The sequence below is a fragment of the Mycolicibacterium litorale genome (assembly GCF_010731695.1).
Lineage (GTDB): Bacteria > Actinomycetota > Actinomycetes > Mycobacteriales > Mycobacteriaceae > Mycobacterium > Mycobacterium litorale.
Map to the genome: position 1 here is coordinate 4,297,000 of NZ_AP022586.1, position 22,805 is coordinate 4,319,804.

Genomic DNA, 22,805 nt, shown 5'->3' on the forward strand with positions numbered 1-22,805 from the left:
GGCTGGTCGCGCCCAGCGCCACCAACTACACCGAAATCGCTAGAAGAGCCGACGGGCGAGCTTCCAAGCCTTCTCTGTATACGGGGGATAGATGAAGGCGCCGACGTCGGGTCGGGTCGGTTTCGTCATCACGGTCTTCTTATGGCTGAACGTCTCGAAGCCGAACCTGCCGTGGTAGGCGCCCATCCCGGACGGGCCCACACCGCCGAACGGCAGCTTGTGGGTGGCGAAGTGGAACAGCAGGTGGTTGACCACCATGCCGCCTGCGGACACGTCCTTGACCACCCGCTCGCGGATGCTCTTGGTCTTGGTGAACAGGTACGCCGCCAGCGGCTTCGGACGCTCGTTGACGAAAGCGATTGCGTCGTCGACGGATTGGACGGTGACGATCGGCAGGATCGGGCCGAAGATCTCGTCGGTCATCAGCGGTTCGGCCGGGTCCGGGTCGACGACCACGGTGGGCTGGATGCTGATCTTCGCCGGGTCCGAGCCGCCGCCGATCACGACGTCGCCCTTGGTGGCGGCCAGCGCGGTGGTGAGGCGGCCGAAGTGCCGCTCGTTGACGATGCGCTTGCCGTCGGGATTCCCCGACTCGAACGTGGTGACCGCGTCCTTGATCTTGTCGACCAGTTCGTCGCGGATCTTCGCGTCGGCCAGCACGTAGTCCGGCGCGATGCAGATCTGCCCGGAGTTGATCAGCTTCGTCCAGGCGATGCGCTTGGCGGCGACGTCGATGTCCGCGTCGGCGGTGACGATCACCGGGCTTTTGCCGCCCAGCTCCAGCGTCACCGGGGTCAGGTGCGGAGCCGCGCCCTCGTAGACCTTGCGGCCGATCTCGGTGCCGCCGGTGTAGAGCAGGTAGTCGAAGCCCTGACCGATGAGTTCCTGGCTGACCGAACCGTCACCCTCGATCACCACGATCGCCTCGTTGTCGAGGTAGCGCGGCACCAGTTCCGCCATCAGCGCCGACGAAGCGGGCGCCACCTCGGACGGTTTGAGCACCACGGTGTTTCCCGCGGCGATGGCGCCGACGGCGGGTCCGAGCGTGAGGGCGAAGGGGAAATTCCAGGCGCCGATGATCAGCACGGTCCCGAACGGTTCGTACTCGACCCAGCCGAGCCCGGGCAGCTGCGACATCTCGAGCATCCGGTAGCGCCGCCGCGTCCACTTGCGCAGGTTCTTCGCGGCGTCCTTGGCCTCGCCGGCGACGCTGGCGATGTCGGCCAACCACGCTTCGAACGGTTTGCGGCCGAGGTCCTGCTCGAGGGCGTCGGCGATCGCGCCCTCGTTGTCCACCATCAGCCGTTCGAGGGCGCGGAGCTGGCGTCTACGCCATTCGATGTCGCGGGTGCGGCCGGTGGCGAACGTCCGGCGTAGCCGGGCGACGGTGGCGGGGATGTCGGTGGTGGCCTGCGCGGCCGTGGCCGAAGTGGCGGAATCAGTGGTCATGGCTGGTCCTTCCTGACCGGAGTGACCTGATCCTAACCAACCGGTTGGCCCGCCCAGAAGGGCTGCGCCGACGCTAGGCGACTTTCTCTGCGGTCACCAGCAGGGCGTCGTCGATGTAGGACTGCGCCCCGTCGTCGCGGCGGCCCGACAGCTCGGGCAGATACCGGACCTCGACGACGTCGGTCCACCAGCCCCGCGCCGTCAACCAGCCGGGCGCATCCGAACGGCCCGAACGCATGCCGAGCACATCGTCGAACGCCAGCAGGCTGCCCGCCGCGCTGAGCCCGTCCATCTCGGTGATCAACGCGTCCTGCGTGGCGTCGGGCAGCGGCAGCAGTCCCTCGGCCAGCCAGGCCGTCGGCTCGTTGTGGTTGAAACCGGATTCCCACAGCCGCGTCGGCCACGGCAAGTCTGACTCGACGCCGACGGGGTGCCAGTCGGCTGCGGGGCGAGCGCCGTGCGCGGTCAGCGCGTTCTCCTTGTAGCGCAGCACCGTCGGCTGGTCGATCTCGAACACCGTCATCCCGTCCGGCCACGGCAGGCGGAACGCCCGGGTGTCCAGTCCGGCCGCGAGCACCACGCACTGCCGGACACCCGCGGCGGCGGCGTCGGCGAGGTAGGCGTCGAAGAACCGGCTGCGCATCGCGTGGTAGTCGGCGATCTGGTGGTGGGCGGCGGCCAGCGCGGGGACCTGGTCGATCAGCTCCGCCGACCGCTGCAGCACCTCGGCGACCTTGGGCCGCCCGAGCAGTACCGCGGCGAGCGGATCGTCGCAGCCGGTGACGCTCGCGACGGCCGCCGCGCGCAGCACCTCGGGACCCACGCGGGTCGCGATGCTCACGCCGGCGCCCTGTTTCCTCACGACACCTTCTCGGCGGTGACGAACGTCGAGAACGCGCTGTCGTCCGTGAGTTCTGCGGGCAGCGCCCATCGGTCCAGCCGGCGCATCTCCTGCTGGGAGTTGACCGCGGTGGCCGTCCAGCCGTGCGCGTCGAGCCACTCGGCGACGTCGGCGCGTTCGGGGTCTTCGTAGATGAGCTGCTGGATGTCCAGCGTCGCGGTCATCTCGAACTTCTCGGCGATGCGCTCGAACCGCTCCCGCATCTCCTGGCGCCGGTCCTCGGCCTGCACCCCGGCGGTTTCGGCGGCGATGCGGCTCCCGGTCGCGGACAGCTCGGTGATCTGCTCGAACAACCGGTCCTGGGCGTCGGCGGGCAGGTACATCAGCAGCCCCTCGGCCAGCCAGGCGGTGGGCTGGGCCGGGTCGAAGCCCGCGGCGCGCAACGCGGCCGGCCAGTCGTAGCGCAGGTCCATCGGCACCTCGCGGCGGGTGGCGGCGGGTTCGACGCCGTGTTCGGCGAGCGTGGCGGCCTTGTACTCGAGGACCTTGGGCTGGTCGATCTCGTAGACGGTGGTGCCCGACGGCCAGGCGAGGCGGTACGCCCGGGAGTCCAGACCCGAGGCGAGGATGACGATCTGGCGGATCCCCGCCGCGCTGGCAGCGGTGAAGAACGCGTCGAAGAAGTGCGTGCGCACCGCCTGGTAGCCGTTCATGTGCTCGAAGATCGCGGCGGCCTCGGTGTCGACCTCGGCGACCTTCTCGACGAAGTCGGCGTCGAGCACCGACTCCCAGATGCCGGTGCCGGCTCCGGTGACGAGCAGCCGGGCGTACGGATCCTGATGAGCGGCGCGTCGCGTTCGGTCTCGGCAGCGCGTGAGGCGGCGACCATCACGGCGGTGGAGCCGACGCTCGTCGCGATGTCCCAGGTGTCGTCGTCGGTCCGAAGAGAGCTCATCGGGGGTTCCTTCCGCCGCGCACGACGCGGCGCTCGGTCAACAAACGTTTGCTGCGCCCATGCTATCCGAATAGCTTAGGCAAGCTATCTGTCTGTGTCCGATCTCACCCGGCTAGGTGGCGAGCTGCCAGAGCTTGTTCGCCATCAGCAGTTCGAACTTCTCGACGATGACCGCGAGCTCCTGCGGACCGCCCACGTAACCGGCGTAGAAACCCATCCCCCACATGACCGCGACGAGCATCTCGACGATCGACGGGATGTCGGTGTCGGTGCGGAGCTCGCCCCGTTCGATGGCGTCGTTGATCGCCCACGACACGAACGACCGCGACATGCGCAGGGCGTCGTGCTCGTCGCTGCGCAGGTCTGGGTGCCGCTGCGATTCGAGGACCGAGGTGACGAGAAACGCGGCGGCCGAACGGTCTTCGGAGTCGGCGTGCATGGCGGCCGAGAAGAACGCCGACAGCCGGCCCAGGAGCGACGTCTGCCCGTGGGCCTTCTCCATGCCCGCGCTAATAACCCAGGCGTTGGTCTGCTCGACGACCTCTCGATACAGGACGCGCTTACTGGAGAAGTAGTGGTTGATCGCCGGCCGCGTCAGGTCCGCCCGGATCGCGATCGCCTGGAAAGTCGCAGCGTCGTAACCGAGTTCGCTGAAGACCTCTCTCGCAGCACGCAGAATGCGCTCACGCGTCTCTGCGGCCTTCGCTGCGGGGGGACGTCCCGGCCCTCGGCTGGCGGTATGCGGCACAGTCAAATTGTGCCATAACTAACGTTGCGCCCCTGCACATGGTGTGGGCGACGCCTTCGCGGGCGCGTTTTCAGCAAATCGGGGCGGCGAGCCATCCCGGGGCATGGCACCCGAATCCGGGTTCAGGAACTACTGTGTCCCCCCATGGGGGCCGTGGTCACTCGGGAGGCGTATTTCGAGACGGGTCTCGCCGTACTCGCCGATCAGGGCTACGGCGGGCTCAAGCTGGCCGAAGTGTGCCACCGTCTCGGGGTCACGACGGGGTCGTTCTACCACTACTTCGCGAACTGGTCGACCTACACCAGGGAGCTCGTCGACTACTGGCGTCAGCAGCGCACCACGCGCATCGTCAACGCGGTCCGGGCCGAGGACAACCCGCACCGTCGCATCGAGACGCTGATCCAGGAGGCACTCGCGCTGCCGCACGGCGCCGAGGCCGCGATCCGGGTGTGGAGTTCGATCGACCCGGACGTCTACACCGTGCAGGCCGGCGTCGACCGCCAGCGTTTCGACATCATGCGCGAATCCTCCCTGGAAGTGGTGGGTGACGAGCGGCAGGCGGAGGTCTTCGCGGCCTGGTGTGTCTACATCCTCGTCGGATACGAGCAGGCCACCCTGCCGCCGGACGAGTCCGCGCTGAGCTGGATCGCCGCCGAGATGATCCACGCGCTGGACTCCGGCCGCTTCAGTTCCGTGTCCGAGAGCCGCTGAACCGTCCCCACCGCCGTCTACCATCGGCGATCATGCTGACCCCGGCCGTCCTGTGGCGCCGGGCGGCCGACCGGATCCAGCGCCGCGACCCCGAACGCGATGCGCTGCGCCGGGCGGCGCGGGCGGCGATCGTGCTGCCGATCGCGGCGGCGGTGAGTTTCACGGTCGCCGGCGGATCGCAGGCGCCGATGTTCACGATCTTCGGTTCGGTGGCGCTGCTGATCCTGGCCGACTTCCCCGGTAACCGCCCGGCCCGGGCACTGGCCTACGCGGGTCTCGGCTTCAACGGCGCGGTGTTGATCACGCTGGGCACGCTGACCGCCCCGCACCCCTGGCTGGCCGTGCTGCTGATGTTCGTCCTCGGCGTCGCGGTGATGTTCTCCGGCGTGCTCAGTGAGGTGGTCGCCGCGGGGCAGCGGGCCACGCTGCTGACGTTCGTGTTGCCCGCGTGCACCGCGCCGGGCCCGATCCACGAACGGCTCACCGGATGGCTGATCGCGCTGGCGGTCTGCGTGCCCGCCGCGCTGTTCCTGTTCCCGCCCCGCCACCACGACGACCTGCGCCGTCATGCCGCGACGGTGTGCCGCACACTCGGGGACTGCCTCGAGGGCGCCGCGTCGACCCGGGACGTCAACCGGGCCATGAACGCGCTGTGGGAGAACTTCGTCAACACCGACTTCCGGCCCGTGGCGCTGACGGCGGGGAGCCGGGCGCTGGTCCGGGTGGTCGACGATCTGGGCTGGCTCTGCGACCGCGTCACCGACGACACCGGGGCCCTGCTGGGCGATATGAAGCCGCCGATCGTGCGGGTGCTGCGCGATGCGGCGGCGCTGCTGCGGATCTCCGACCGCCAGGCCCGCGCCGCCCGCGCCGCCGACCTGGACGCCGCGCTCGGTGAACTGCGGGAGGTGGCGCAGGGCCGCTACCGCGAGGACATCGAGCAGATCCTGGCGGTGCCGGACGACGACACCGCGGTCGCGGTCGCCCGCACCCTGCTCGGGCGCCGCACGTTCTCGGCCACCGTCGGGGTGACCGGACGCATCATCCGCAACGCCGCGCTAGCAGATGCGCGGCCGGTGTGGGCGCGGGTGCTCGGGCGACGGCTGCCCGAGACCGGGGCGGCGGACTGGGTGATGCCCGAGACCACCGCGGTCGCCGCGATCACCAAGGGGTTCGTGGCCACCCGTGCGGTCGTGCTGCGCAACAGCGTGCGTACCGGTCTGGGCCTCGCTCTGGCGGTGACGGTCACGCATGTCTTCCCGATCGAACACGGCTTCTGGGTGGTCCTGGGCGCGATGTCGGTGTTGCGCAGCAGCGCGCTGACCACCGGGACGCGGGTGGTGCGGGCGGTCGCGGGCACCGCGATGGGTTTCCTGCTCGGGGTCGCGGTCATCGAGATCGTCGGCGTCGAGCCGACGGTGATGTGGCTGCTGCTGCCGGTGGTGGCGTTCGGATCGGCGTACGTCCCCGAGATCGCCTCGTTCATCGCCGGTCAGGCGGCGTTCACGATGATGGTGCTGATCATCTTCAACGTCATCCAGCCGACGGGCTGGGCGGTCGGCCTGATCCGGGTGGAGGACGTCGTGCTGGGCGCCCTGGTCGGCGCCACGGTGTCGCTGCTGCTGTGGCCGCGCGGTGCGTCGGCGACGGTGTCGGCCGCGGTGGGTGACGCCTGCGCGGTGGGTGCGGAGTTCCTGCGGTCGGCGGTGCTGCGGGTCACCCGCGGTTCCTCGGAGGACGCCGTCAACCGGGTCACCGCGCTGAGCCATTCCGCGTTGCAGGCCTCGCGGACGCTCGACGACGCGGTGCGCCAGTACCTTTCGGAGAACGGCGGCGAGACCGACGTGCGAGCGCCCGTGGTGCGGGCCGCGAACCGGGCGGTGCGGTTGCGGGCCGCCGCCGAACTGATCGCCGACGTCGTCCCGCCGCCGCTGGATGTGTACGCACAGACCCGCCTGGTGCTCGAAGCCCACGCCGCGCTGGTCTGCAGGCGGCTGGTCGGGCCCGCACCCGAGACCGACCGCACGGCGCCGATCAGCGACGACTTCGCGCTGGCGCTACGCCGCGAGGCCGCAGACCCGGAGTCCGAAGAGAACGAGCTGGCCGTCTCCGCCGCGCTTCCGCTGGTCACCGTGGCGGCGAACCTGGGCGAGCTCGAGTTGCTCTACCCCCGTTCCGAACAACCGCTGGCCGTCGGACACTGACGTCAGCGCCCGGACGTGTGCGGCATCAGCGCGTCCGGCGGGATGGAGCCGAACTTGCCGGCCTCGTAGTCCTCGACCGCTTGGATCAGCTCGGACTTCGAGTTCATCACGAACGGCCCGTAGTGGAAGACCGGCTCACGGATCGGCCTGCCGCCGAGGATCAGCACCTCGAGGGCCGGGCGGTGGGAGTCCTGGGTGGGGTCGGCCGCCACGCTCAGGCGGTCGCCGGGACCGAACACCGCGAGCTGGCCCTGACGGATCGGATGGCCGACGGGTCCGACGGCGCCGCGTCCGGACAGCACGTACATCAGCGCGTTGAAGTCCCGGTTCCACGGAATGTTCAGTCGCGCACCGGGTTCCACGGTCGCATGCGCCATCGTGATCGGCGTGTGCGTCGATCCCGGACCGCGCGCGCCGTCGATGTCGCCGGCGATGATGCGGACCAGTGCGCCGCCGTCCTCGGATGCCAGCAACCTGACCTCGCCACCCTCGATGGCCTGATAACGCGGGGCGGCGAACTTGTCCTTGCGCGGCAGATTCACCCACAGCTGGATGCCGTGGAAGATGCCACCGCTCTCGACGAGTTCGGCGGGCGGGGTCTCGATGTGCAGGATGCCGGAACCGGCCGTCATCCACTGGGTGGCGCCGTCGGTGATCAGGCCGCCGCCGCCATGGGAGTCCTGGTGGGCGAACCGGCCGTCGATCATGTAGGTGACGGTCTCGAACCCGCGGTGCGGGTGCCAGTCGGTGCCGCGGGGTTCCCCCGGCTCGTATTCCACCTCGCCCATCTGGTCCATGTGGATGAAGGGGTCGAGGTCGGCGGCGCTGACGCCGGCGAACGCGCGGACGACGGGGAAGCCCTCGCCTTCGAAGCCGCGGGGACCGGTGGTGATCGAGCGGACGGGCCGCTCGGTGTCGGAGGGCGCGGGTGACGTCACGCGGGGCAGCGTCAGGGTGTCAGCGGTGATGGCAGGCATGTGCACGATAACCGGACTGCGGTCCGATTCATTCCTCAGCCCAGCGCGGCAAGCGCGGCGGCGCGCGCCTCGGCAGGCCCGGCACTGGCCAGAACGGCGTCGGCCGCCTCCCGGCACTGCGGGAGGGTCACCTCCGCGAGCTTCGCGCCGACCCGCCCGATCGCCGCGGACGCCGCCGACAGAGACGACACCCCGAGCCCGGTGAGCACGCAGGCGAGCAACGGATCGGCCGCCGCCTCACCGCATACGCCGACGGGTTTACCGGCCGCGGCCCCGGCGCGGGCCGCCATCGCGACCAGCGCCAGCACCGCCGGCTGCCACGGATCGGTCAGCGCGGCCAGTTCGGCGGACATCCGGTCGGCGGCCATCGTGTACTGGGCCAGATCGTTGGTGCCGATGGACAGGAACTCGACGTGTTCGAGGATCCGGTCGGCCAGCAGGGCGGCGGCGGGCACCTCGACCATCACTCCGGGGGTCAGGCCGAATCGCCGTACCGCCGCGGCGAATTCGCGTGCCTCGTCGGCGGTGGCGATCATCGGCGCCATCACCCACGGCCGGTTGCCGGTGGCCTCGGCCGCGGCGGCGATGCCCGCCAGTTGCCGCTCGAGCAGACCCGGGTTGCCGTGCGCGATACGGACCCCGCGCACGCCGAGCGCCGGGTTCGCCTCCTCGGGCTGACCCGCGAAGGCGAGCGGTTTGTCGGATCCCGCGTCGAGGGTGCGGATGACGACCTTGTGTCCGGCGAATGCGTCGAGCACCTCACCGTAGATCTGCGCCTGTTCGGCCACCGTCGGTTCGGTGTCGCGGTCGAGGAAGCACAGTTCGGTGCGGAACAGGCCGACGCCCTCGGCCGGTGTCTGGCGCGCCGCCCGCGCCGCCGCCCCGTCGGCGATGTTGACCAGGATGCCCACGGGATGTCCGTCGGCGGTCGCGCCGGGCCCGCTCCAGTGCGCCGTGCGGTCCTCGGCCCGTCGCGCGGATGCGACGGCGTCCGCCGCGGCCGACGGGTCGGGTGCGACGGTCACCGTGCCCGCGTCGCCGTCGATCAGCACCATCGCCCCGGCGGGGACGTCGTCGAGTCCACCGACGGCGACCACGCACGGGATGCCCAGCTGTCGGGCGATGATCGCGGTGTGGCTGGTGGGCCCGCCGCCGGAGGTGGCGAACCCGATGACGAGCGACGGGTCGAGGCCCGCCGTGTCGGCGGGCGCGAGGTCCTCGGCGCACAGGATCGACGGGACGTCCGGCAGCGGCACCCCGGGCTCGGGCATCCCGCGCAGTTCGGCGACCACGCGGTCGCGGATGTCCTGCAGGTCGGTGACCCGTTCGGCCATCAGTCCGCCCATCGTGGTGAAGAGGTCGGTGAACTGGGCGACGGCGTCTCGCACGGCGGGTTCGGCCGGCGATCCCGCGGCGATGCGCTTCTCGGCGGCCCCGAGCCAGGCCCGGTCCTCGGCGAGCGTCGCGGTCGCCGACAACACCTCCGCGGCGGCCCCTGCGGTGCGGGAGGCGCGGTCGCGCAGGCGTCCGGCGACGGCGGTGACGGCCGCCCGGAACCGCTCGGCCTCGGCGAGCGGATCCCCCGGTGCGGCCGTGTCCTCCTCCGGGGCCGGGAGGCGCCCCGGCCGCACGACCGGGGCGTACCGCACGCCGACGACGACGGGCACCCCGCGCAGCACCGTGCCGGAGACGGGGACATCACCTGATGTGCTCATGTGAGACAGATTACAGAAATCCGTTGACAACACAACACAAACGGGCGTAGAACCAAACATAACCAATTCATCCCATCGCAATCCCACACAGTCGGAGTCCCATGTACGCCGAAGAACGGCAACAGGCCATCGCCTCGCTGGTGATGCAGAAGGGGCGCGCCTCGGTGACCGAACTGGCCGAGGCCTACGACGTCACGACCGAAACCGTCCGGCGCGACCTGGCGGCCCTCGACCGCGCCGGCCTGTTGCGCCGCGTCCACGGCGGCGCCGTCCCCGCCCGCGCCCTGCACCTCGTCGAGGCGGGCGTCAACGAACGCGACGCCACCCGGGCCGACCACAAGGATGCGATCGCCGCCGCGGCGGTCGACTACGTCCCGGCGAGCGGCGCCAGCGTGCTGATCGACGCGGGCACCACCACCGCCCGGATCGCGGCGCAACTGCCCACCGACCGCGACCTCGTGGTCGTGACGAACTCCGTGCCGATCGCCGCCCGACTGGCCGGGGTGCCGTCGGTGCGCCTGCAACTGCTCGGCGGACGGGTGCGCGGCCTGACCCAGGCCGCCGTCGGCGAGCAGGCGCTGTCCGTACTCGACGACCTGCGGGTGGACGTGGCGTTCATGGGCACCAACGGCATCAGCCTGCGGCACGGCCTGTCCACCCCGGACAGCGAGGAGGCCGCGGTCAAGCGCGCGATGGTGCGGGCGGCCAACTACGTCGTCGCCGCCGCCGACTCGTCGAAGGTCGGCCGCGAGGAGTTGGTCAGCTTCGCGCCGCTGGACTGCGTCGACACGTTGATCACCGACACCGAGATCGATCCCGCGTACCGTGATCGACTGGTCGAGCGGGGTGTGGAGGTGGTGCTGGCATGATCGTCACCGTCACGCCCAACCCGAGCATCGACCGTACGGTCACGCTGCCCGGGCCACTGACCCGCGGTGCGGTGCAACGGATCTCGTCGGTCACCAGCGAGCCGGGCGGCAAAGGCGTCAACGTCGCGCGGGTGCTCACGCAGGCCGGGATGGACGTCATCGCGCTGCTGCCCGCCGCACCCGGCGACCCGCTGGTGACCGCGTTGCATTCCAGCGGCGTGCCGTTCCGCACCGTCGCGGTGACCGAACCGGTGCGCACCAACCTCGCGATCACAGAATCCGACGGCACCACAACCAAAATCAACGAGCCCGGGGCCGCCCTCGATGCCGCCGCCCGCGAGGCGCTGACCCGGTCGATCGTCGACGCCGCCGCCCACGCATCGTGGGTGGTGATGTCCGGATCGCTGCCGCCGGGACTGCCGGACGGCTGGTACGCCGACGTCGTCGCGCTGCTGGCGTCGCTGCCGTGCCGCGTCGCGGTGGACACCTCCGAGGGACCGCTCGCCGCCCTCGCCGCGGGCTTCGACCGGGCCGCACCCGACCTGATCAAACCGAACGCCGAGGAACTGGCCGGCCTCGTGGGCGGCTCCGCCGAACAGTTGGAAGCCGCTGTGGCACAGGGCGACCCGGCACCGGTGGTCGCGGCGGGTGCTCGTCTCGTCGGCCGTGGTGTCGGCGCCGTGCTCGCCACGCTGGGCGCGGCGGGTGCGGTGCTGGTCGACGCGACCGGGGCGTGGCTCGCCACCCCGCCGCCGATCGTGGCACGCAGCACCGTCGGCGCCGGCGACTCATCGCTGGCCGGATACGTTCGCGCGGCCGTCGACGGCGCCGCACCACCGGATCGCCTGCGGACGGCCGTGGCGTACGGTTCGGCCGCCGCGGCGCTACCCGGCACCGCCCTGCCCACCCCCGCGCAACTCGACCTCGACGGCGTGACCGTCACCCCCATCCACCCGTCGGTCACCCCGGCGCCCGTCACCTCCTGATCCCGACCGAAAGACCCGTCATGTCCACACCCGCCGCAGCACCGATCATCACCGCCGACCTGGTGGTGCTCGACACCGGAAACGGCCAGGCCGACCAGGCCGGCACGGCAGACAAGGCCGCCGTCATCGGCCGCCTCGCGCACCGCCTGGCCGACGCCGGGCGCACCACCGACCCCGACGGCCTGGTGGGCGCGGCGCTGGCGCGGGAGGGGCAGTCGGCGACCGGCCTGCCCGGGGGGATCGCGATCCCCCACTGCCGGTCCCCGTATGTGGACACCGCGACCATCGGCTTCGCCCGCCTCGACCCCGGCGTCGACTTCGGGGCCCCCGACGGGCCCGCGGACCTGGTGTTCCTGATCGCCGCACCGGAGTCGGGCGGCGCCGAGCACATGAAGCTGCTGTCGAGCCTCGCCCGCGCGCTGGTCCGCAAGGACTTCGTCGCGTCGCTGCGCGCGGCCGCCACCGCCGACGACGTGGTGTCGCTGGTCGAGGGTGTGGTGAACCCGCAGGCCGCACCCACCGCCCCCGCACCGGCTGCCCAGCCGCCCGCCGCCGAGAAAGCCGCCGCCGAACCCGCCAGGCAGCGGTCCCTCGTCGCGGTGACCGCCTGTCCGACCGGCATCGCGCACACCTACATGGCCGCCGACTCCCTGGTCGCCGCCGCGAAGAAGGCCGGCGTCGCGCTGCACGTGGAGACCCAGGGTTCGTCGGGCAGCACCCCGCTGTCGGCCCAGACCATCGACGAGGCCGACGCCGTCATCTTCGCGACCGACGTCGGCGTGAAGGACCGCCAGCGGTTCGCGGGTAAACCCGTCATCGCCTCCGGCGTCAAACGCGCGATCAACGAACCGGACAAGATGGTCGCCGACGCGCTGGCCGCCGCCGACAACCCGGACGCCGCCCGCGTCGAGGGCAGCGCCGGAGCGTCGGCCGCGGCAGCCCCCTCGGGGGACGTCGGCTGGGGCACCCGCACCCGGCAGATCCTGCTCACCGGCGTGAGCTACATGATCCCCTTCGTCGCGGCCGGTGGTCTGCTGATCGCGCTCGGTTTCCTGTTCGCCGGCTACGACATCGCGAATACGCCTGAAGGCGAGACGAATTCGCTCGGCAACATCATCGCCACCACCAACTCGCTGACCAACCTGCCATCCGGCGGCTTCCTGCAGTACCTCGGCGCCATCCTCTTCACGCTCGGCGGACTGGCGTTCTCGTTCCTGGTGCCCGCACTCGCCGGCTACATCGCGTTCGCGATCGCCGACCGGCCCGGCATCGCACCCGGTTTCACGGCGGGCGCGGTCGCCGTCTACGTGGGCGGCGGCTTCATCGGCGGCATCGTCGGCGGCCTGATCGCCGGCTTCGCGGCGCTGTGGATCAGCCGCATCAAGGTGCCGCAGTGGGCCAGGGGCCTGATGCCGGTAGTGATCATCCCGCTGTTCGCATCGCTTGTGGTCGGCCTGCTGATGTTCCTGCTCCTCGGACGCCCGCTGGCCGCCATCACCTCGGGCCTGACCAACTGGCTCGGTGGCCTGTCCGGCAGCTCGGTGATCATCCTCGGGGTCATCCTCGGCCTGATGATGTGCTTCGACCTCGGCGGCCCGGTCAACAAGGCGGCGTACGCGTTCGCCACCGCCGGCCTCAACGTCGCCGATCCGGCGTCGCTGCGCATCATGGCCGCGGTGATGGCGGCGGGCATGGTGCCGCCGCTGGCGATGGCGCTGGCCTCGACCGTGCGGCCCGCGCTGTTCACCGAACCGGAACGGGAGAACGGCCGCGCCGCCTGGCTGCTGGGCGCCTCGTTCATCTCCGAGGGCGCGATCCCATTCGCGGCGGCCGACCCGCTGCGGGTGATTCCGTCGATGATGTTCGGCGGGGCCATCACCGGCGCGCTCATCATGGCCTTCGACGTCACGCTGAAGGCACCGCACGGCGGCATCTTCGTCTTCTTCGCCATCGGCAACCTGCTGTGGTTCGTGGTCGCCCTCGCGGTGGGCACGGCAGCGGCCGCCGCCGCGGTCGTGGCCGCCAAACAGTTCGCCAAACCCGCCGTGTCCGCGGACCGGACACCCGCCCTCACCAACGCCTGACCCACCCCCGGAACCCACAAGGAGACCTCGCCATGCCCGAAAGAACCGTCACCGTCGGCTCGGCCATCGGCCTGCACGCCCGGCCTGCCGCGATCATCGCCGAGGCCGTCGTCAACGCCGGCGTCCCCGTCACGCTCTCGGTCCCCGGCGGCGAACCCGTCGACGCCGGGTCGGCGCTGATGATCATGACGCTGGGCGCGGGCAACGGCACCGAGGTCACCGTCGCCTCCGACGACCCGGCGGCGCTGGACACCGTCGCCGGACTCGTCGAACAGGACCTCGACGCCTAGCCACCGCACCGGTCGTTCCTCCGACAAGAAACCGCAGCTACCCCCCTCGGCATACCCTTACGCTTGCTAGGTGCATTCGACCGGTCCACATGGCGTGACAAGACGGGCTCCCCTGGCAGCGGTCCCCGGTTTGCTGTCTACACTGAGGCGCGAAGCCGTCGGCAGGTCGTCAAGGGGGGTGCTGGGCACGGTGCAGCGGGTGGGCGTGGTGCTGGCGGCGTTACTGTTGGCGCTGGTCAGTGCGCCGCCGGTGGGGGCGATCGAACCGCCGAGCATCGACCCGGCCGCACTTCCGCCGGATCAGACCGGACCCGATTCGCCGACGGAGCAGCGGCGGGTGTGTTCGGCGCCCACGGTGCTGCCCAACTCGAACTTTGCCGACAAGCCCTGGCCCAACAACTACCTCCAACTGGCCGAGGCGCAGAAATTCGCGACCGGCGCCGGGGTGACCGTCGCGGTCATCGACACCGGGGTGAACGGCTCACCGCGCGTACCCGCCGAACCCGGCGGTGACTTCGTCGACCAGGCCGGCAACGGGATGTCGGACTGCGACTCGCACGGCACGCTGACGGCGTCGATCATCGCCGGCCGCGGCGCACCGACCGACGGGTTCATCGGCGTCGCGCCCAACGCCCGCGTCCTGTCGCTGCGCCAGACCTCCGAGGCGTTCCAGCCCGTCGGCGCCCGTCAGGATCCCAACGACCCGAACACCACCCAGACCGCGGGCTCGCTGCGCAGTTTGGCCCGCGCCGTCGTGCACGCCGCCAACCTGGGCGCACAGGTCATCAACATCAGCGAGGCCGCCTGCTACAAGATCACCCGCCCGATCGACGAGACCGGGCTGGGCGCCGCCATCAACTACGCGGTCAACGTGAAGAACGCGGTCGTCGTGGTGGCGGCGGGCAACACCGGGCAGGACTGCACGCAGAACCCGCCGCCGGATCCCGCGATCCCGACCGATCCGCGCGGCTGGCGGCAGGTGCAGACGATCGTCAGCCCGGCCTGGTACTCGCCGCTGGTCCTGACCGTCGGCAGCATCAACGACAACGGTCAGCCGAGCAACTTCTCCATGTCCGGGCCGTGGGTGGGTGCGGCGGCCCCGGGTGCGAACATCACCGCGCTGGGGTACGACGGACAGCCGGTCAACGCGCTGCAGGGACAGGACGGCCCGATACCGATCGGCGGTACCTCGTTCTCCGCGGCGTACGTCTCGGGCCTGGCCGCGCTGCTCAAGGAGCGCTTTCCCGCCCTGACCCCGGCGCAGATCATGAACCGCATCACCGCGACCGCACGCCATCCCGGCGGCGGGGTCGACAACTACGTCGGCGCCGGCGTGATCGATCCGGTGGCGGCGCTGACCTGGGAGGTCCCCGAGGGCCCGGCCGACATCCCGTACCGGGTCAAACAGCTGCCCCCGCCGGTCTACGTGCCGCCGCCCGACCGCGGCCCGATCACCGCGGTGGTGGTGATCGCCGGCGGGCTCGCCCTCGTGCTGGGAATCGGCGCGCTGACGCGCCGGGCGCTGAGGCGGCGATGAAGACCCTCGCCGGTCAGTTCGGGCTGCGGTTCACCACCGGCCACCTGGTATGGGCGGCGGTGCTGATCCCGGCCTGCATCGCGATCTTCGTCCCGCTGAACCTGCTGTGGGTCGGCGTCATGGTGTCGGTGGTGCTCGCGCTGATCGCGGTCGTGACGGTCCGCGGTCGCCGGCTCACCGGCTGGATCGCCGCCCTGTTCTCCTGGCGGCGCAGGCACCGCAGCACGCCGCCCGCCCCGTCGGAGCCCGCCGTCGGATCGACCGTCATGCCCGGCGATCACGTCGCGGTGCGGTGGCAGGGCGACCACCTGATGTCGGCGATCGAACTGGTGCCGCGGCCGTTCACCCCGACCGTCGTGGTGAACGGGCAGTCGTTCACCGACGACGTCCTCGACACCGCGCTGGTCGAGAAGCTGATCGCCGCGCACTGCCCCGAACTCGAGGCCGACGTGGTGGCGGCTGGCTACCGGGTGGGCAAGACGGCGCCGGCCAGCCTGGTGGCGCTCTACGAACAGGTGGTCGGACCGTATCCGGCGCCGGCGAGCCGGCGGACGTGGATCGTGCTGCGGGCGGACCCGGAACTGACCCGCAAACCCGCCCAGCGCCGCGACACCGGGGTGGCGGGGCTGGCGCGCTACCTGGTGGCCTCGACGACCCGGCTGGCGGATCAGTTGGCCAGCAACGGGATCGACGCCCGCCCCAGCCGCAGCTTCGACGATTTCGACCGCGCCACCGAGGTCAGCTTCGAACGGGAGACGTGGTCGGCGATCAAGGGCCGCAGCACGTTCACCGCTGCCTACAGCGCCCCCGGCGGTCCGGATGTGTGGTGGTCCGCCCGCGCCGACCACACCATCACCCGCATGCGGATCCGGCCCGGCGCGGCGCCGACCACCACCGTGCTGCTCACCACATTGGCGAATCCGTCTACCCCACGCGGCTTTTCGTGTCTGTTCGGCGGGCAGCGCGCCGCCCTGCAGGGCATCAGTCCGGTCACCGACAAGCACTACGAGATGCCGATCGGCTCGGCCGGCATCCTGATCGGCGAGACCGCGGACCGCTATCCGGTGTACATGCCGTTCGACGACGTCGACGTCAGCATCAACCTCGGTGACGCCCGGCTGTTCACGCAGTTCGTGGTCCGGTCCGCGGCAGCCGGCGCGGTGGTGACGCTCGGTCCCCAGTTCGGTGAGTTCGCTGGGTTCGTCAACGGGCGGATCGGCCGGGAGGCCAAGCTGTCGTGGCCGAATGCGACGACGTACCTGAGCCCGCATCCCGGCGTCGGCCGGGTGATCCTGCGGCACAACTTCATCGACACTCCGCGGCACCGGCAGCTGCCGATCCGGTTGATCAACCCGCGCGAGGAAAGTCGCTACCAGATGGCTCTCGAGCAGTGAAGCGGTTCTCACTGCGCGCCGAGCGGTGACCTGAGGAGGAAGACATGTCGGGGGATGAAGTCCGGGTCGAACCCGGTGATCTGCGTGCTCGAGCGAACACTCTCGACGAGGAGATCACCGACGAGTCGACCCGCCCCACCCCGCCGTGCGGGCTCCCGTTCGTGACGGCGTCCGCCGCCGGCATCATGGCGGGCTCGGACACGCTGCGCAGCCACCTCGTCTCCGGCAACCGCGAAGCCGAGCGCCTGGCCGCGGTGCTCAACGAGGCGGCCGATGTCTACCAGCAGATCGACAACCGGGCCGCCCAGGCGCTGGAGTATCCCGACAGCCCCCGCTCGGTGGAGCCGGTACCGGTCAACCCGACGCTGCCGCCGTCGGTTCCGGCGGTCGAGTTCCCCGCGACGGTCCCGTCCATGGCCGGCGGTGACATCGACGCCGGCTTCATGGACGTGAAGGCCGCAGCGCAGATCATCCACTCCGGGGACTCCGGTCCCATGCGGACCTACGGCGAGCAGGCCAAGCGTTTCGCCCAGACGCTGCGCGACCACGCCGAGGACTTCCACCTCGACGGCGTCAACTGGGACGGCACCGCCGCCGAGAGCGCGGGCAACGCGGTCCGCGCGCACAAGGAGTGGCTGGGCAAGCTGGCCGAGAGTTATGAGTTCCTGGGCACGGAGGCCATCGACATGGCCGACGCGCACGACACGGCGGCGGCCGCGCATCCGACGGTCGCCGAGGTCGAGGAGGTCGAGCAGCGGGTCGCCGACGCCGCCAGGACCGGTGACAAGGCGGCCGCGGCGGCCGCCATCGCCGACTACTTCACGCTGCAGCAGAAGTCCGAAGAGGTCCGCACCACCTACAGCGCGGACGTCGCGGGCAAGAGCCTGCCCAAGGTGCCTGATCCACCGCCGGGAGCCGCGCCGGTGTCACCGATCAGCAGCAACGGTGACCCCAGGAAAGCCAAGCAGCAGCCCGGTGAGGGTGAGCCGGGCGGACCGGGCTCGGGTGAGGGCGCCGGCGGAGGCGGCGGCGGTCAACCCGGCGGCCAGCCGGGCGGCCAGCCCGCTGCGTCGGGGATGCGCGCGGAACCCGTTGGGGCGCAAGGGGGCCCGCAGCCCGCGGCGGCGTCGGCCGGCGGCGGTGCTCCGTCGGGAGGCGGCGCACCCGCCGGTGGCGGTGGCGCGCCGTCCGGAGGCGGTGCCCCCGCCGGCGGCGGTATGCCCGGCGGATTGCCCGGCGGGATGCCGGGAGGCCTGCCCGGCGGCGGCCCCGAGGGTCTGCCGCCGCTGGAGGACCCGGCGCTCAAGCCCGCCTCGAGCGGGGGCGGCGGCGGAGGCGCGGGCGGCGGATCCGGCGGCGGTGGCGGCGGCGGTGTCCCGCCCTCGCCCCTGCAACCCGCGGTGGGCGCCGAGACCGTCGCGCCCGGCCCTGCCGGCGCGGGTCGTGGCGGCGCCGCCGCGGCGGCGGGTCCCGCCGGCGCGATGGGTGCGATGGGCGGGATGGGCGGTATGCCGATGGGCGGGCACGGCGCCGGACGCGGCCAAGGCGGCGGCGAGCGCAAGCGCACTCCCGGGCTGGCGCCCGACGAAGACCTCTACACCGAGGACCGGCCGTGGACCGAGGGCGTCATCGGTCACCGGCCTGCCAAGCCGCCGAAGGAAGGCAAGGACTCCAAGTGACCGGTGAGATGCACCCCCAGGTGGCGGCGGTGCTCGCACAGGCGCAACAGCTGCAGTCGATCATGGACGAGCAGCTGCACAAGATGAGCAGCCAGACGTTCACCGGATCCGACGAGACCGAGACGGTCGAGGTCACCCTCGACGGGCACCAGCACCTGACCGGGATCCACATCGAGGAGGGGCTGCTTCGTCAGGGGGCGCACGTCGTCGAGCACCGGCTCAACGAGGCATTGCAGAACGCCACCGAGGCGGCGTCGGCGGCGATCGAAGCGGACCGGGAGCGGATCGACGCACAGGTGGCGGAGCTGACCGAGTCGTGGGAACGCTGAGCGGGTCAGCCCGGTAGGTCGACCTTCGCGATCGCGTCCCGCCCGGCCCGGTCCCCCGCCTCGTAGCGGGTGGCCGCCTCGTGCAGATTCCGGCCGTAGTCGCGGGCGGCGCCGGCGACCGCAGCCGTCATCGCACTGATGTCGGCCTGGGCCTGACGGCAGGCCGCGGCGGTCTGCAGCGCGGGAACCGCCCCGGCCGCGTCGGCAAGTGGCGCGTCGGCCTGCAAGTCGGCGACCCCTGCCCCTGCCTGCTGAAATGCCGTCCCGGCACTGTCGAGCACCGCTGGATTCACCTGCAACACGTCGCCACTCACGGTCGCCCCCTCTAGAAGCGCAGATTGCGCAGTAAGTCGTACACGCCGGCGATCCACAGCAGCAGCGGAATCACCGCGGCGATCGACGCGCCGTCGACCAGTTCGAGGATCCGTTTGGTCACCGGGGACACCCGGCGCACCCCGTCGGTGGCGCCGATGATCACCAGTGCGACCGCGCCGAGCGCGGTGTAGATCGCCAGCACCAGCCACGCGTCGTCGGGGTACCACTGGCACAGCCTGACCATCACGCCGGTCGGGACGATGACCGTTACCGCCAACAGCGCCCACGCACACCAGCGTTCGGCGTACAGCCGGGACCGGAACCCGCAGATCGCGGCGACCAGTCCCGCCACGATCAGGCTGTGGACGAAGAAGTGCCCCGGCACCACCACCGCGATCGCCCCGACCGCGAGGATCAGCGCGCCCGCGGTCAGGAAACCGATCAGCAGCTTCTTGGCCAGCACGCTGCGCTCCTGCAGCCGCGCAGCCGATTCGGGCACCGAGGCGATGATGGCCTGCCACGTCGGCGACTCCTCGTCGACACCTTCGCGCGAGGTGACCGGGTCGAGCAGTTCGTCGTTGGCGACGGTCTCACCGGGTGCGGGGATGGGCGGCAGCGCGATTCGCGCCACGGCCACGGTCAGCTTCGCCGCGTTGGTCAGCACGATGAGGCCGAACGCGACCGCACCCGCGGGCACCCAGTGGTTCCAGCCGTACCCGAACGCCACCGCGGCCGCGGTCAGCGCCGTCGCGGCCACCGCCAGGAACGCGGCGAACTCGGCCCGTTTGCGCGGGCCGCCCCTGGTGGCCAACGTCAACAGCAGCAGAACCGCACCGGCACCGGCGATCTGCGGGGCGCCCAGCGATCCGACACCGTTGGGCAACGGCACCGCCAGCGCCGCGGCGCCGGCCAGCGCGGGCACCGAGGCGATCAGCAGGCTCTCCGCCATGTCCACGTTGGCGTACCGGCTCTGCGCCATGAGGCTGCCGCCGAGCAGGCCGAGCCCCAGCAGCGCCAACGCCAGCGCCCACCACAGGCTCTGGCCCGTGCGATCCCACGAGACCATCGCCATCCCCGTGATCGCCAGCGCGACAACGGGAATCGATACACCGACGAAGCGGTAGAGCGCTCCGCGGTCGAACTCCGGCGACTCGTCGAGCACCGCGATCGCGTCGATGACGTCCTCGACCAGCGGCCGGTAGCGTTCGGTCCGGCTGACCGACACCAAGGTGAGCAGCGACCCGTCGACCACCCCGGCGTCGTCGAGGGATTCGTCGGCCTTCAGCGGCGGTGCGCCGGGACGCGCGAACGCCCACACCCCCTGCGCGGTGAAGTCGAATCCCGCCAGGACGTCCTTCGGAGTGTCCTCGAGGATCTCGGCGAGCACCGCGACGGTTTCGTCGATGTAGGTCTCGATGGGCGCCGCCGCAGGCAGTACGAGGTCCGTCATGCGCCGGCCGGTCAGGATCGTCACCCGGGTGGTCGACGGCCGCCCGGGTGTGACGCTCGAGGTGGAGGAGGCTGCGGCGGTGGTGGTCAACGGCGTTCGAGCCTGTCGAAGTCGTCAGACAAGGCGGCCGCCAGCTCGGTGATGCGTCGCTGGAAGGTCTTGTCCAGCAGGTCGAGCTGGATCTCGGTGCCTGCCGCGATGTGCTTGTCCCACGGCAGCACGATGACACGACCGGGGGCGACGTGTCGCTCGAATTGCTGAACAAGATCGGCGACGTCGATGTTGGGTTTGCCCGGAACGACATGGTTGATCACCACGCACGAGCGGCCCAGCAGGTCCTGGTAGCCGTTCTGGCGCATCCAGTCCATCGTCACCGCGGCTTGCCGGGCCCCGTCGATGGAGGCGCTGGCGACGATCACCAGACCGGAGACCGTGGAGAGCACCGCCCGCGACGCCGGCTGGAACAACCCGGCGCCGCAGTCGGCGAGCACCAGGTTGTAGTAGCGCGACACCACTTCCGTCGCGCCCTTCCAGTCGTCGTCGTTGAACTCGCGGCGAGCCTGGCTGTACTCCTCGGAGGACAGCACCTCCAGGTTGGCGCCGTTCATGCTCGTGTACGCGCGAATGTCGTTGTAGCGGGCCAGTTCCTTGTCCGACAACAGATCGGCGATCGTCGCCGCGGACTGGCGCCCGGCCCGGTCGGCGAGGTTGCCCGCGTCGGGGTCGGCGTCGATCGCGAGGATCCGGTCACCGCGCACCTTGGCCAGCGTCGAGCCCAGCGCCACGGTGACCGCGGTCTTGCCCACGCCGCCCTTCAGGCCGAGCACGCCGATCTGGTAAGAGTCGCGCGCGTTGCGGCGGATCCGCGCATGCAGATCCATCTCGTAGAGCTCGTCCGGCGACAGGCCCAGGTTGATCCGGGTGAGCAGATACAGCACGTGACGCCACCCGCGCTGCGACGGCATCTTCACCGCGGACTTCACCCCGACGTGCGACAGGGCGTCGATGGCGCGGTGGTTGCCCATCGCCGCCGCGGACGTCGGCGCGGGCTGCGCCGGGGGCTGCCCGGGCTGCCAGGCCGTCTCCGCGGGCGGCACGTCGGTGAAGTGCGCGGACGGTGGCGGCGCGGGCGCCGGGCGGGGCGCCGCCGTGGTCGCCTGCCGCGGCGCCTCGAAGCGGGCGCCGCCGGGCAGATTGGTCTGTGGGGTGCGCATCATGCCGTTCGGTGGCCGCTGCGGGGCCGCGGTCTGCGGCGGCGCGGCCTGCGACGGCGGTGCCTGCGTGGTGGGCGGCATCTGGGTGGTGATCTCGGCGTGCCGCGGAGGCGGGGCCGGTGCGGCCTGGGTGCGCGGCGGCGTGATCGGCAACGGGGGCGGCGCCGCGGATTCGGTGCGGTTGGCACCCCCGGTCGGCGCCGGCGCCGCGGTGTTGCCCTGCATCAGGGCGTCACGGTCGACATGCACGGTCGCCTCGTCGGGCGTCTGAGCGGCGTCTGGGGAGTGGAAGAGCCGGTCATAGTCGGCCGACATGGGAAGCCTCTCGATGGTGGGGTTTGCGCCGAAGCGCACGAGGTGGGCGAGGCCGGCCAGCGCGGTGACGGCTGGCCTGTCCCGCCCACCTTCATGCAGCTTGGTGTCAGGCGAACATTCCGGTGACGCCGGCTTCGGTCTGAGCCATGGTGGAGCCGGCCTCGCTGATGGTCTGCGCGAGGTTCTGCAGAGCCGCGTTGAGCTCGGCCGAGGTGTTGTCCCAGCGGGCCTGGACGGCCTGGTAGGCCTCCGAACCCGAACCGCCCCACACCGCCGCCAGCGCGCCGAGCGAAGCCTTGCCCTCGTCGAGCAGCCCCTGGGTGGTGCTGACCGCGCCGTTGATCTCGCCTGCGCCGCCTTCGATGCCCGCGAAGTTCCATACCTGTTCCGACATTGATTTCTCCTTGTGTTGGTCTGTGAGTGGTCAGAGGTTCATGGACGACGCGAGCGTGCCGGCCTGATCCTCGTCGGTCGAGCCGTACTGCGTGCCCGACGTGTGGATGTTGGAGGAGATCTCGGTCAGGGTCTGGATCTGCGCCTGAGCGGCCTCCTGGTAGCGCAGCAGCGCGGCCTGCGCCGCTTCGCCGGCCTGACCACGCCACTGCGGGAGCAGGCTGTTGGCGGTGGCGTCCACCGACCGCATCACGCCCTGCAGTTCGCCCGAGATCCGCTCGAAGTTACTGGCCTCCTTGGCGAGGACAGCAATATCGGTATTCATTGCCATGCTGGATACATTCCTTCTT

20 protein-coding genes and 1 pseudogene are annotated in these 22,805 nt (G+C 71.2%); 10 read left to right on the plus strand and 11 right to left on the minus strand.

The window, feature by feature from the left end:
• Positions 1-39: 39 nt before the first annotated feature.
• The 4 genes and pseudogenes from G6N30_RS20440 to G6N30_RS20455 all read right to left on the minus strand — a co-directional run bounded on the left by G6N30_RS20440 (position 40) and on the right by G6N30_RS20455 (position 3,993).
• Positions 40-1,449 (minus strand): aldehyde dehydrogenase family protein, encoded by a 1,410-nt coding sequence (locus tag G6N30_RS20440; RefSeq protein WP_134058590.1) that lies wholly within the window; start codon positions 1,447-1,449, stop codon positions 40-42.
• Positions 1,450-1,522: 73 nt separating this feature from the next.
• On the minus strand, positions 1,523-2,311 hold the full coding sequence (locus tag G6N30_RS20445; RefSeq protein ID WP_134058593.1) for an SAM-dependent methyltransferase: 789 nt from the start codon (positions 2,309-2,311) through the stop codon (positions 1,523-1,525).
• Positions 2,308-3,245, minus strand: a pseudogene (locus G6N30_RS20450) (class I SAM-dependent methyltransferase). Before G6N30_RS20450 ends, G6N30_RS20445 begins: the two are co-directional and overlap by 4 nt.
• Positions 3,246-3,357: 112 nt before the next feature.
• Complete coding sequence (locus G6N30_RS20455; RefSeq protein WP_134058596.1) at positions 3,358-3,993, minus strand: TetR/AcrR family transcriptional regulator; 636 nt, start codon at positions 3,991-3,993, stop codon at positions 3,358-3,360.
• Positions 3,994-4,137: 144 nt separating this feature from the next.
• Here G6N30_RS20455 and G6N30_RS20460 point away from each other — a divergent pair, with 144 nt between their 5' ends.
• On the plus strand, positions 4,138-4,704 hold the full coding sequence (locus G6N30_RS20460) for a TetR/AcrR family transcriptional regulator (protein ID WP_134058599.1): 567 nt from the start codon (positions 4,138-4,140) through the stop codon (positions 4,702-4,704).
• A gap of 32 nt (positions 4,705-4,736) precedes the next feature.
• The gene (locus tag G6N30_RS20465) at positions 4,737-6,908 is read left to right on the plus strand and encodes an FUSC family protein (RefSeq protein ID WP_134058602.1); all 2,172 of its coding nucleotides are present in this window, start codon (positions 4,737-4,739) and stop codon (positions 6,906-6,908) included.
• Positions 6,909-6,910: 2 nt separating this feature from the next.
• On the opposite strand, the gene G6N30_RS20470 is transcribed toward G6N30_RS20465, so the two are convergent.
• Both G6N30_RS20470 and G6N30_RS20475 read right to left on the minus strand, forming a co-directional pair.
• Positions 6,911-7,885, minus strand: coding sequence for a pirin family protein (locus G6N30_RS20470; RefSeq protein WP_059159185.1), 975 nt, complete (start codon positions 7,883-7,885; stop codon positions 6,911-6,913).
• 35 nt (positions 7,886-7,920) lie between these two features.
• Complete coding sequence (locus G6N30_RS20475; protein WP_134058605.1) at positions 7,921-9,660, minus strand: putative PEP-binding protein; 1,740 nt, start codon at positions 9,658-9,660, stop codon at positions 7,921-7,923.
• A 41-nt stretch (positions 9,661-9,701) separates the two neighbouring features.
• Between G6N30_RS20475 and G6N30_RS20480 the strand changes: the two genes are divergently transcribed.
• The 8 genes from G6N30_RS20480 to G6N30_RS20515 all read left to right on the plus strand — a co-directional run bounded on the left by G6N30_RS20480 (position 9,702) and on the right by G6N30_RS20515 (position 18,768).
• Positions 9,702-10,469, plus strand: coding sequence for a DeoR/GlpR family DNA-binding transcription regulator (locus G6N30_RS20480; RefSeq protein WP_134058608.1), 768 nt, complete (start codon positions 9,702-9,704; stop codon positions 10,467-10,469).
• Positions 10,466-11,455: a 1-phosphofructokinase gene (gene pfkB / locus G6N30_RS20485; RefSeq protein WP_134058611.1), complete on the plus strand. Its 990-nt coding sequence runs from the start codon at positions 10,466-10,468 to the stop codon at positions 11,453-11,455. Before G6N30_RS20480 ends, pfkB begins: the two co-directional genes overlap by 4 nt.
• Positions 11,456-11,475: 20 nt before the next feature.
• Positions 11,476-13,539, plus strand: a complete 2,064-nt coding sequence (locus tag G6N30_RS20490) for a PTS fructose transporter subunit IIABC (RefSeq protein ID WP_134058614.1) — start codon at positions 11,476-11,478, stop codon at positions 13,537-13,539.
• Positions 13,540-13,571: 32 nt separating this feature from the next.
• Complete coding sequence (locus G6N30_RS20495; protein WP_134058617.1) at positions 13,572-13,829, plus strand: HPr family phosphocarrier protein; 258 nt, start codon at positions 13,572-13,574, stop codon at positions 13,827-13,829.
• A gap of 190 nt (positions 13,830-14,019) precedes the next feature.
• Positions 14,020-15,366: a type VII secretion-associated serine protease mycosin gene (gene mycP / locus G6N30_RS20500; RefSeq protein ID WP_134059279.1), complete on the plus strand. Its 1,347-nt coding sequence runs from the start codon at positions 14,020-14,022 to the stop codon at positions 15,364-15,366.
• Positions 15,363-16,760, plus strand: coding sequence for a type VII secretion protein EccE (gene eccE / locus G6N30_RS20505; RefSeq protein ID WP_134058620.1), 1,398 nt, complete (start codon positions 15,363-15,365; stop codon positions 16,758-16,760). The genes mycP and eccE overlap by 4 nt, the downstream gene beginning before the upstream one ends.
• Before the next feature lie 44 nt (positions 16,761-16,804).
• Positions 16,805-18,439, plus strand: coding sequence for a PPE domain-containing protein (locus G6N30_RS20510; protein WP_134058623.1), 1,635 nt, complete (start codon positions 16,805-16,807; stop codon positions 18,437-18,439).
• A gap of 8 nt (positions 18,440-18,447) precedes the next feature.
• Positions 18,448-18,768: a YbaB/EbfC family nucleoid-associated protein gene (locus tag G6N30_RS20515; protein WP_134059282.1), complete on the plus strand. Its 321-nt coding sequence runs from the start codon at positions 18,448-18,450 to the stop codon at positions 18,766-18,768.
• 5 nt (positions 18,769-18,773) lie between these two features.
• Here the strand turns inward: G6N30_RS20515 and G6N30_RS20520 are convergent, their stop codons facing one another.
• The 5 genes from G6N30_RS20520 to G6N30_RS20540 all read right to left on the minus strand — a co-directional run bounded on the left by G6N30_RS20520 (position 18,774) and on the right by G6N30_RS20540 (position 22,786).
• Positions 18,774-19,082, minus strand: coding sequence for a type VII secretion target (locus tag G6N30_RS20520; protein ID WP_134058627.1), 309 nt, complete (start codon positions 19,080-19,082; stop codon positions 18,774-18,776).
• Between the two features lie 11 nt (positions 19,083-19,093).
• Complete coding sequence (gene eccD, locus G6N30_RS20525) at positions 19,094-20,623, minus strand: type VII secretion integral membrane protein EccD (protein ID WP_134058630.1); 1,530 nt, start codon at positions 20,621-20,623, stop codon at positions 19,094-19,096.
• A complete protein-coding gene (locus G6N30_RS20530; RefSeq protein ID WP_134058633.1) occupies positions 20,620-22,062 on the minus strand; it encodes a MinD/ParA family ATP-binding protein in 1,443 nt (480 codons plus the stop codon). The genes eccD and G6N30_RS20530 overlap by 4 nt, the downstream gene beginning before the upstream one ends.
• 106 nt (positions 22,063-22,168) lie before the next feature.
• Complete coding sequence (locus G6N30_RS20535) at positions 22,169-22,456, minus strand: WXG100 family type VII secretion target (RefSeq protein WP_011557499.1); 288 nt, start codon at positions 22,454-22,456, stop codon at positions 22,169-22,171.
• Positions 22,457-22,486: 30 nt separating this feature from the next.
• The gene (locus tag G6N30_RS20540; RefSeq protein WP_059097366.1) at positions 22,487-22,786 is read right to left on the minus strand and encodes a WXG100 family type VII secretion target; all 300 of its coding nucleotides are present in this window, start codon (positions 22,784-22,786) and stop codon (positions 22,487-22,489) included.
• Positions 22,787-22,805 lie beyond the last annotated feature (19 nt).

What these genes read in the sequence shown, in the direction of transcription:
- G6N30_RS20480 (WP_134058608.1), top strand. Translation starts at nt 9,702, where the DNA reads ATGTACGCCGAAGAACGGCAACAGGCCATCGCCTCGCTGGTGATGCAG.
- G6N30_RS20510 (WP_134058623.1), top strand. Translation starts at nt 16,805, where the DNA reads ATGTCGGGGGATGAAGTCCGGGTCGAACCCGGTGATCTGCGTGCTCGA.
- G6N30_RS20460 (WP_134058599.1), top strand. Translation starts at nt 4,138, where the DNA reads ATGGGGGCCGTGGTCACTCGGGAGGCGTATTTCGAGACGGGTCTCGCC.
- G6N30_RS20535 (WP_011557499.1), bottom strand. Translation starts at nt 22,456, where the DNA reads ATGTCGGAACAGGTATGGAACTTCGCGGGCATCGAAGGCGGCGCAGGC.
- G6N30_RS20530 (WP_134058633.1), bottom strand. Translation starts at nt 22,062, where the DNA reads ATGTCGGCCGACTATGACCGGCTCTTCCACTCCCCAGACGCCGCTCAG.
- G6N30_RS20440 (WP_134058590.1), bottom strand. Translation starts at nt 1,449, where the DNA reads ATGACCACTGATTCCGCCACTTCGGCCACGGCCGCGCAGGCCACCACC.
- G6N30_RS20495 (WP_134058617.1), top strand. Translation starts at nt 13,572, where the DNA reads ATGCCCGAAAGAACCGTCACCGTCGGCTCGGCCATCGGCCTGCACGCC.
- pfkB (WP_134058611.1), top strand. Translation starts at nt 10,466, where the DNA reads ATGATCGTCACCGTCACGCCCAACCCGAGCATCGACCGTACGGTCACG.
- eccE (WP_134058620.1), top strand. Translation starts at nt 15,363, where the DNA reads ATGAAGACCCTCGCCGGTCAGTTCGGGCTGCGGTTCACCACCGGCCAC.
- G6N30_RS20540 (WP_059097366.1), bottom strand. Translation starts at nt 22,786, where the DNA reads ATGGCAATGAATACCGATATTGCTGTCCTCGCCAAGGAGGCCAGTAAC.
- G6N30_RS20475 (WP_134058605.1), bottom strand. Translation starts at nt 9,660, where the DNA reads ATGTTTGGTTCTACGCCCGTTTGTGTTGTGTTGTCAACGGATTTCTGT.
- G6N30_RS20465 (WP_134058602.1), top strand. Translation starts at nt 4,737, where the DNA reads ATGCTGACCCCGGCCGTCCTGTGGCGCCGGGCGGCCGACCGGATCCAG.
- G6N30_RS20515 (WP_134059282.1), top strand. Translation starts at nt 18,448, where the DNA reads ATGCACCCCCAGGTGGCGGCGGTGCTCGCACAGGCGCAACAGCTGCAG.
- G6N30_RS20470 (WP_059159185.1), bottom strand. Translation starts at nt 7,885, where the DNA reads ATGCCTGCCATCACCGCTGACACCCTGACGCTGCCCCGCGTGACGTCA.
- G6N30_RS20490 (WP_134058614.1), top strand. Translation starts at nt 11,476, where the DNA reads ATGTCCACACCCGCCGCAGCACCGATCATCACCGCCGACCTGGTGGTG.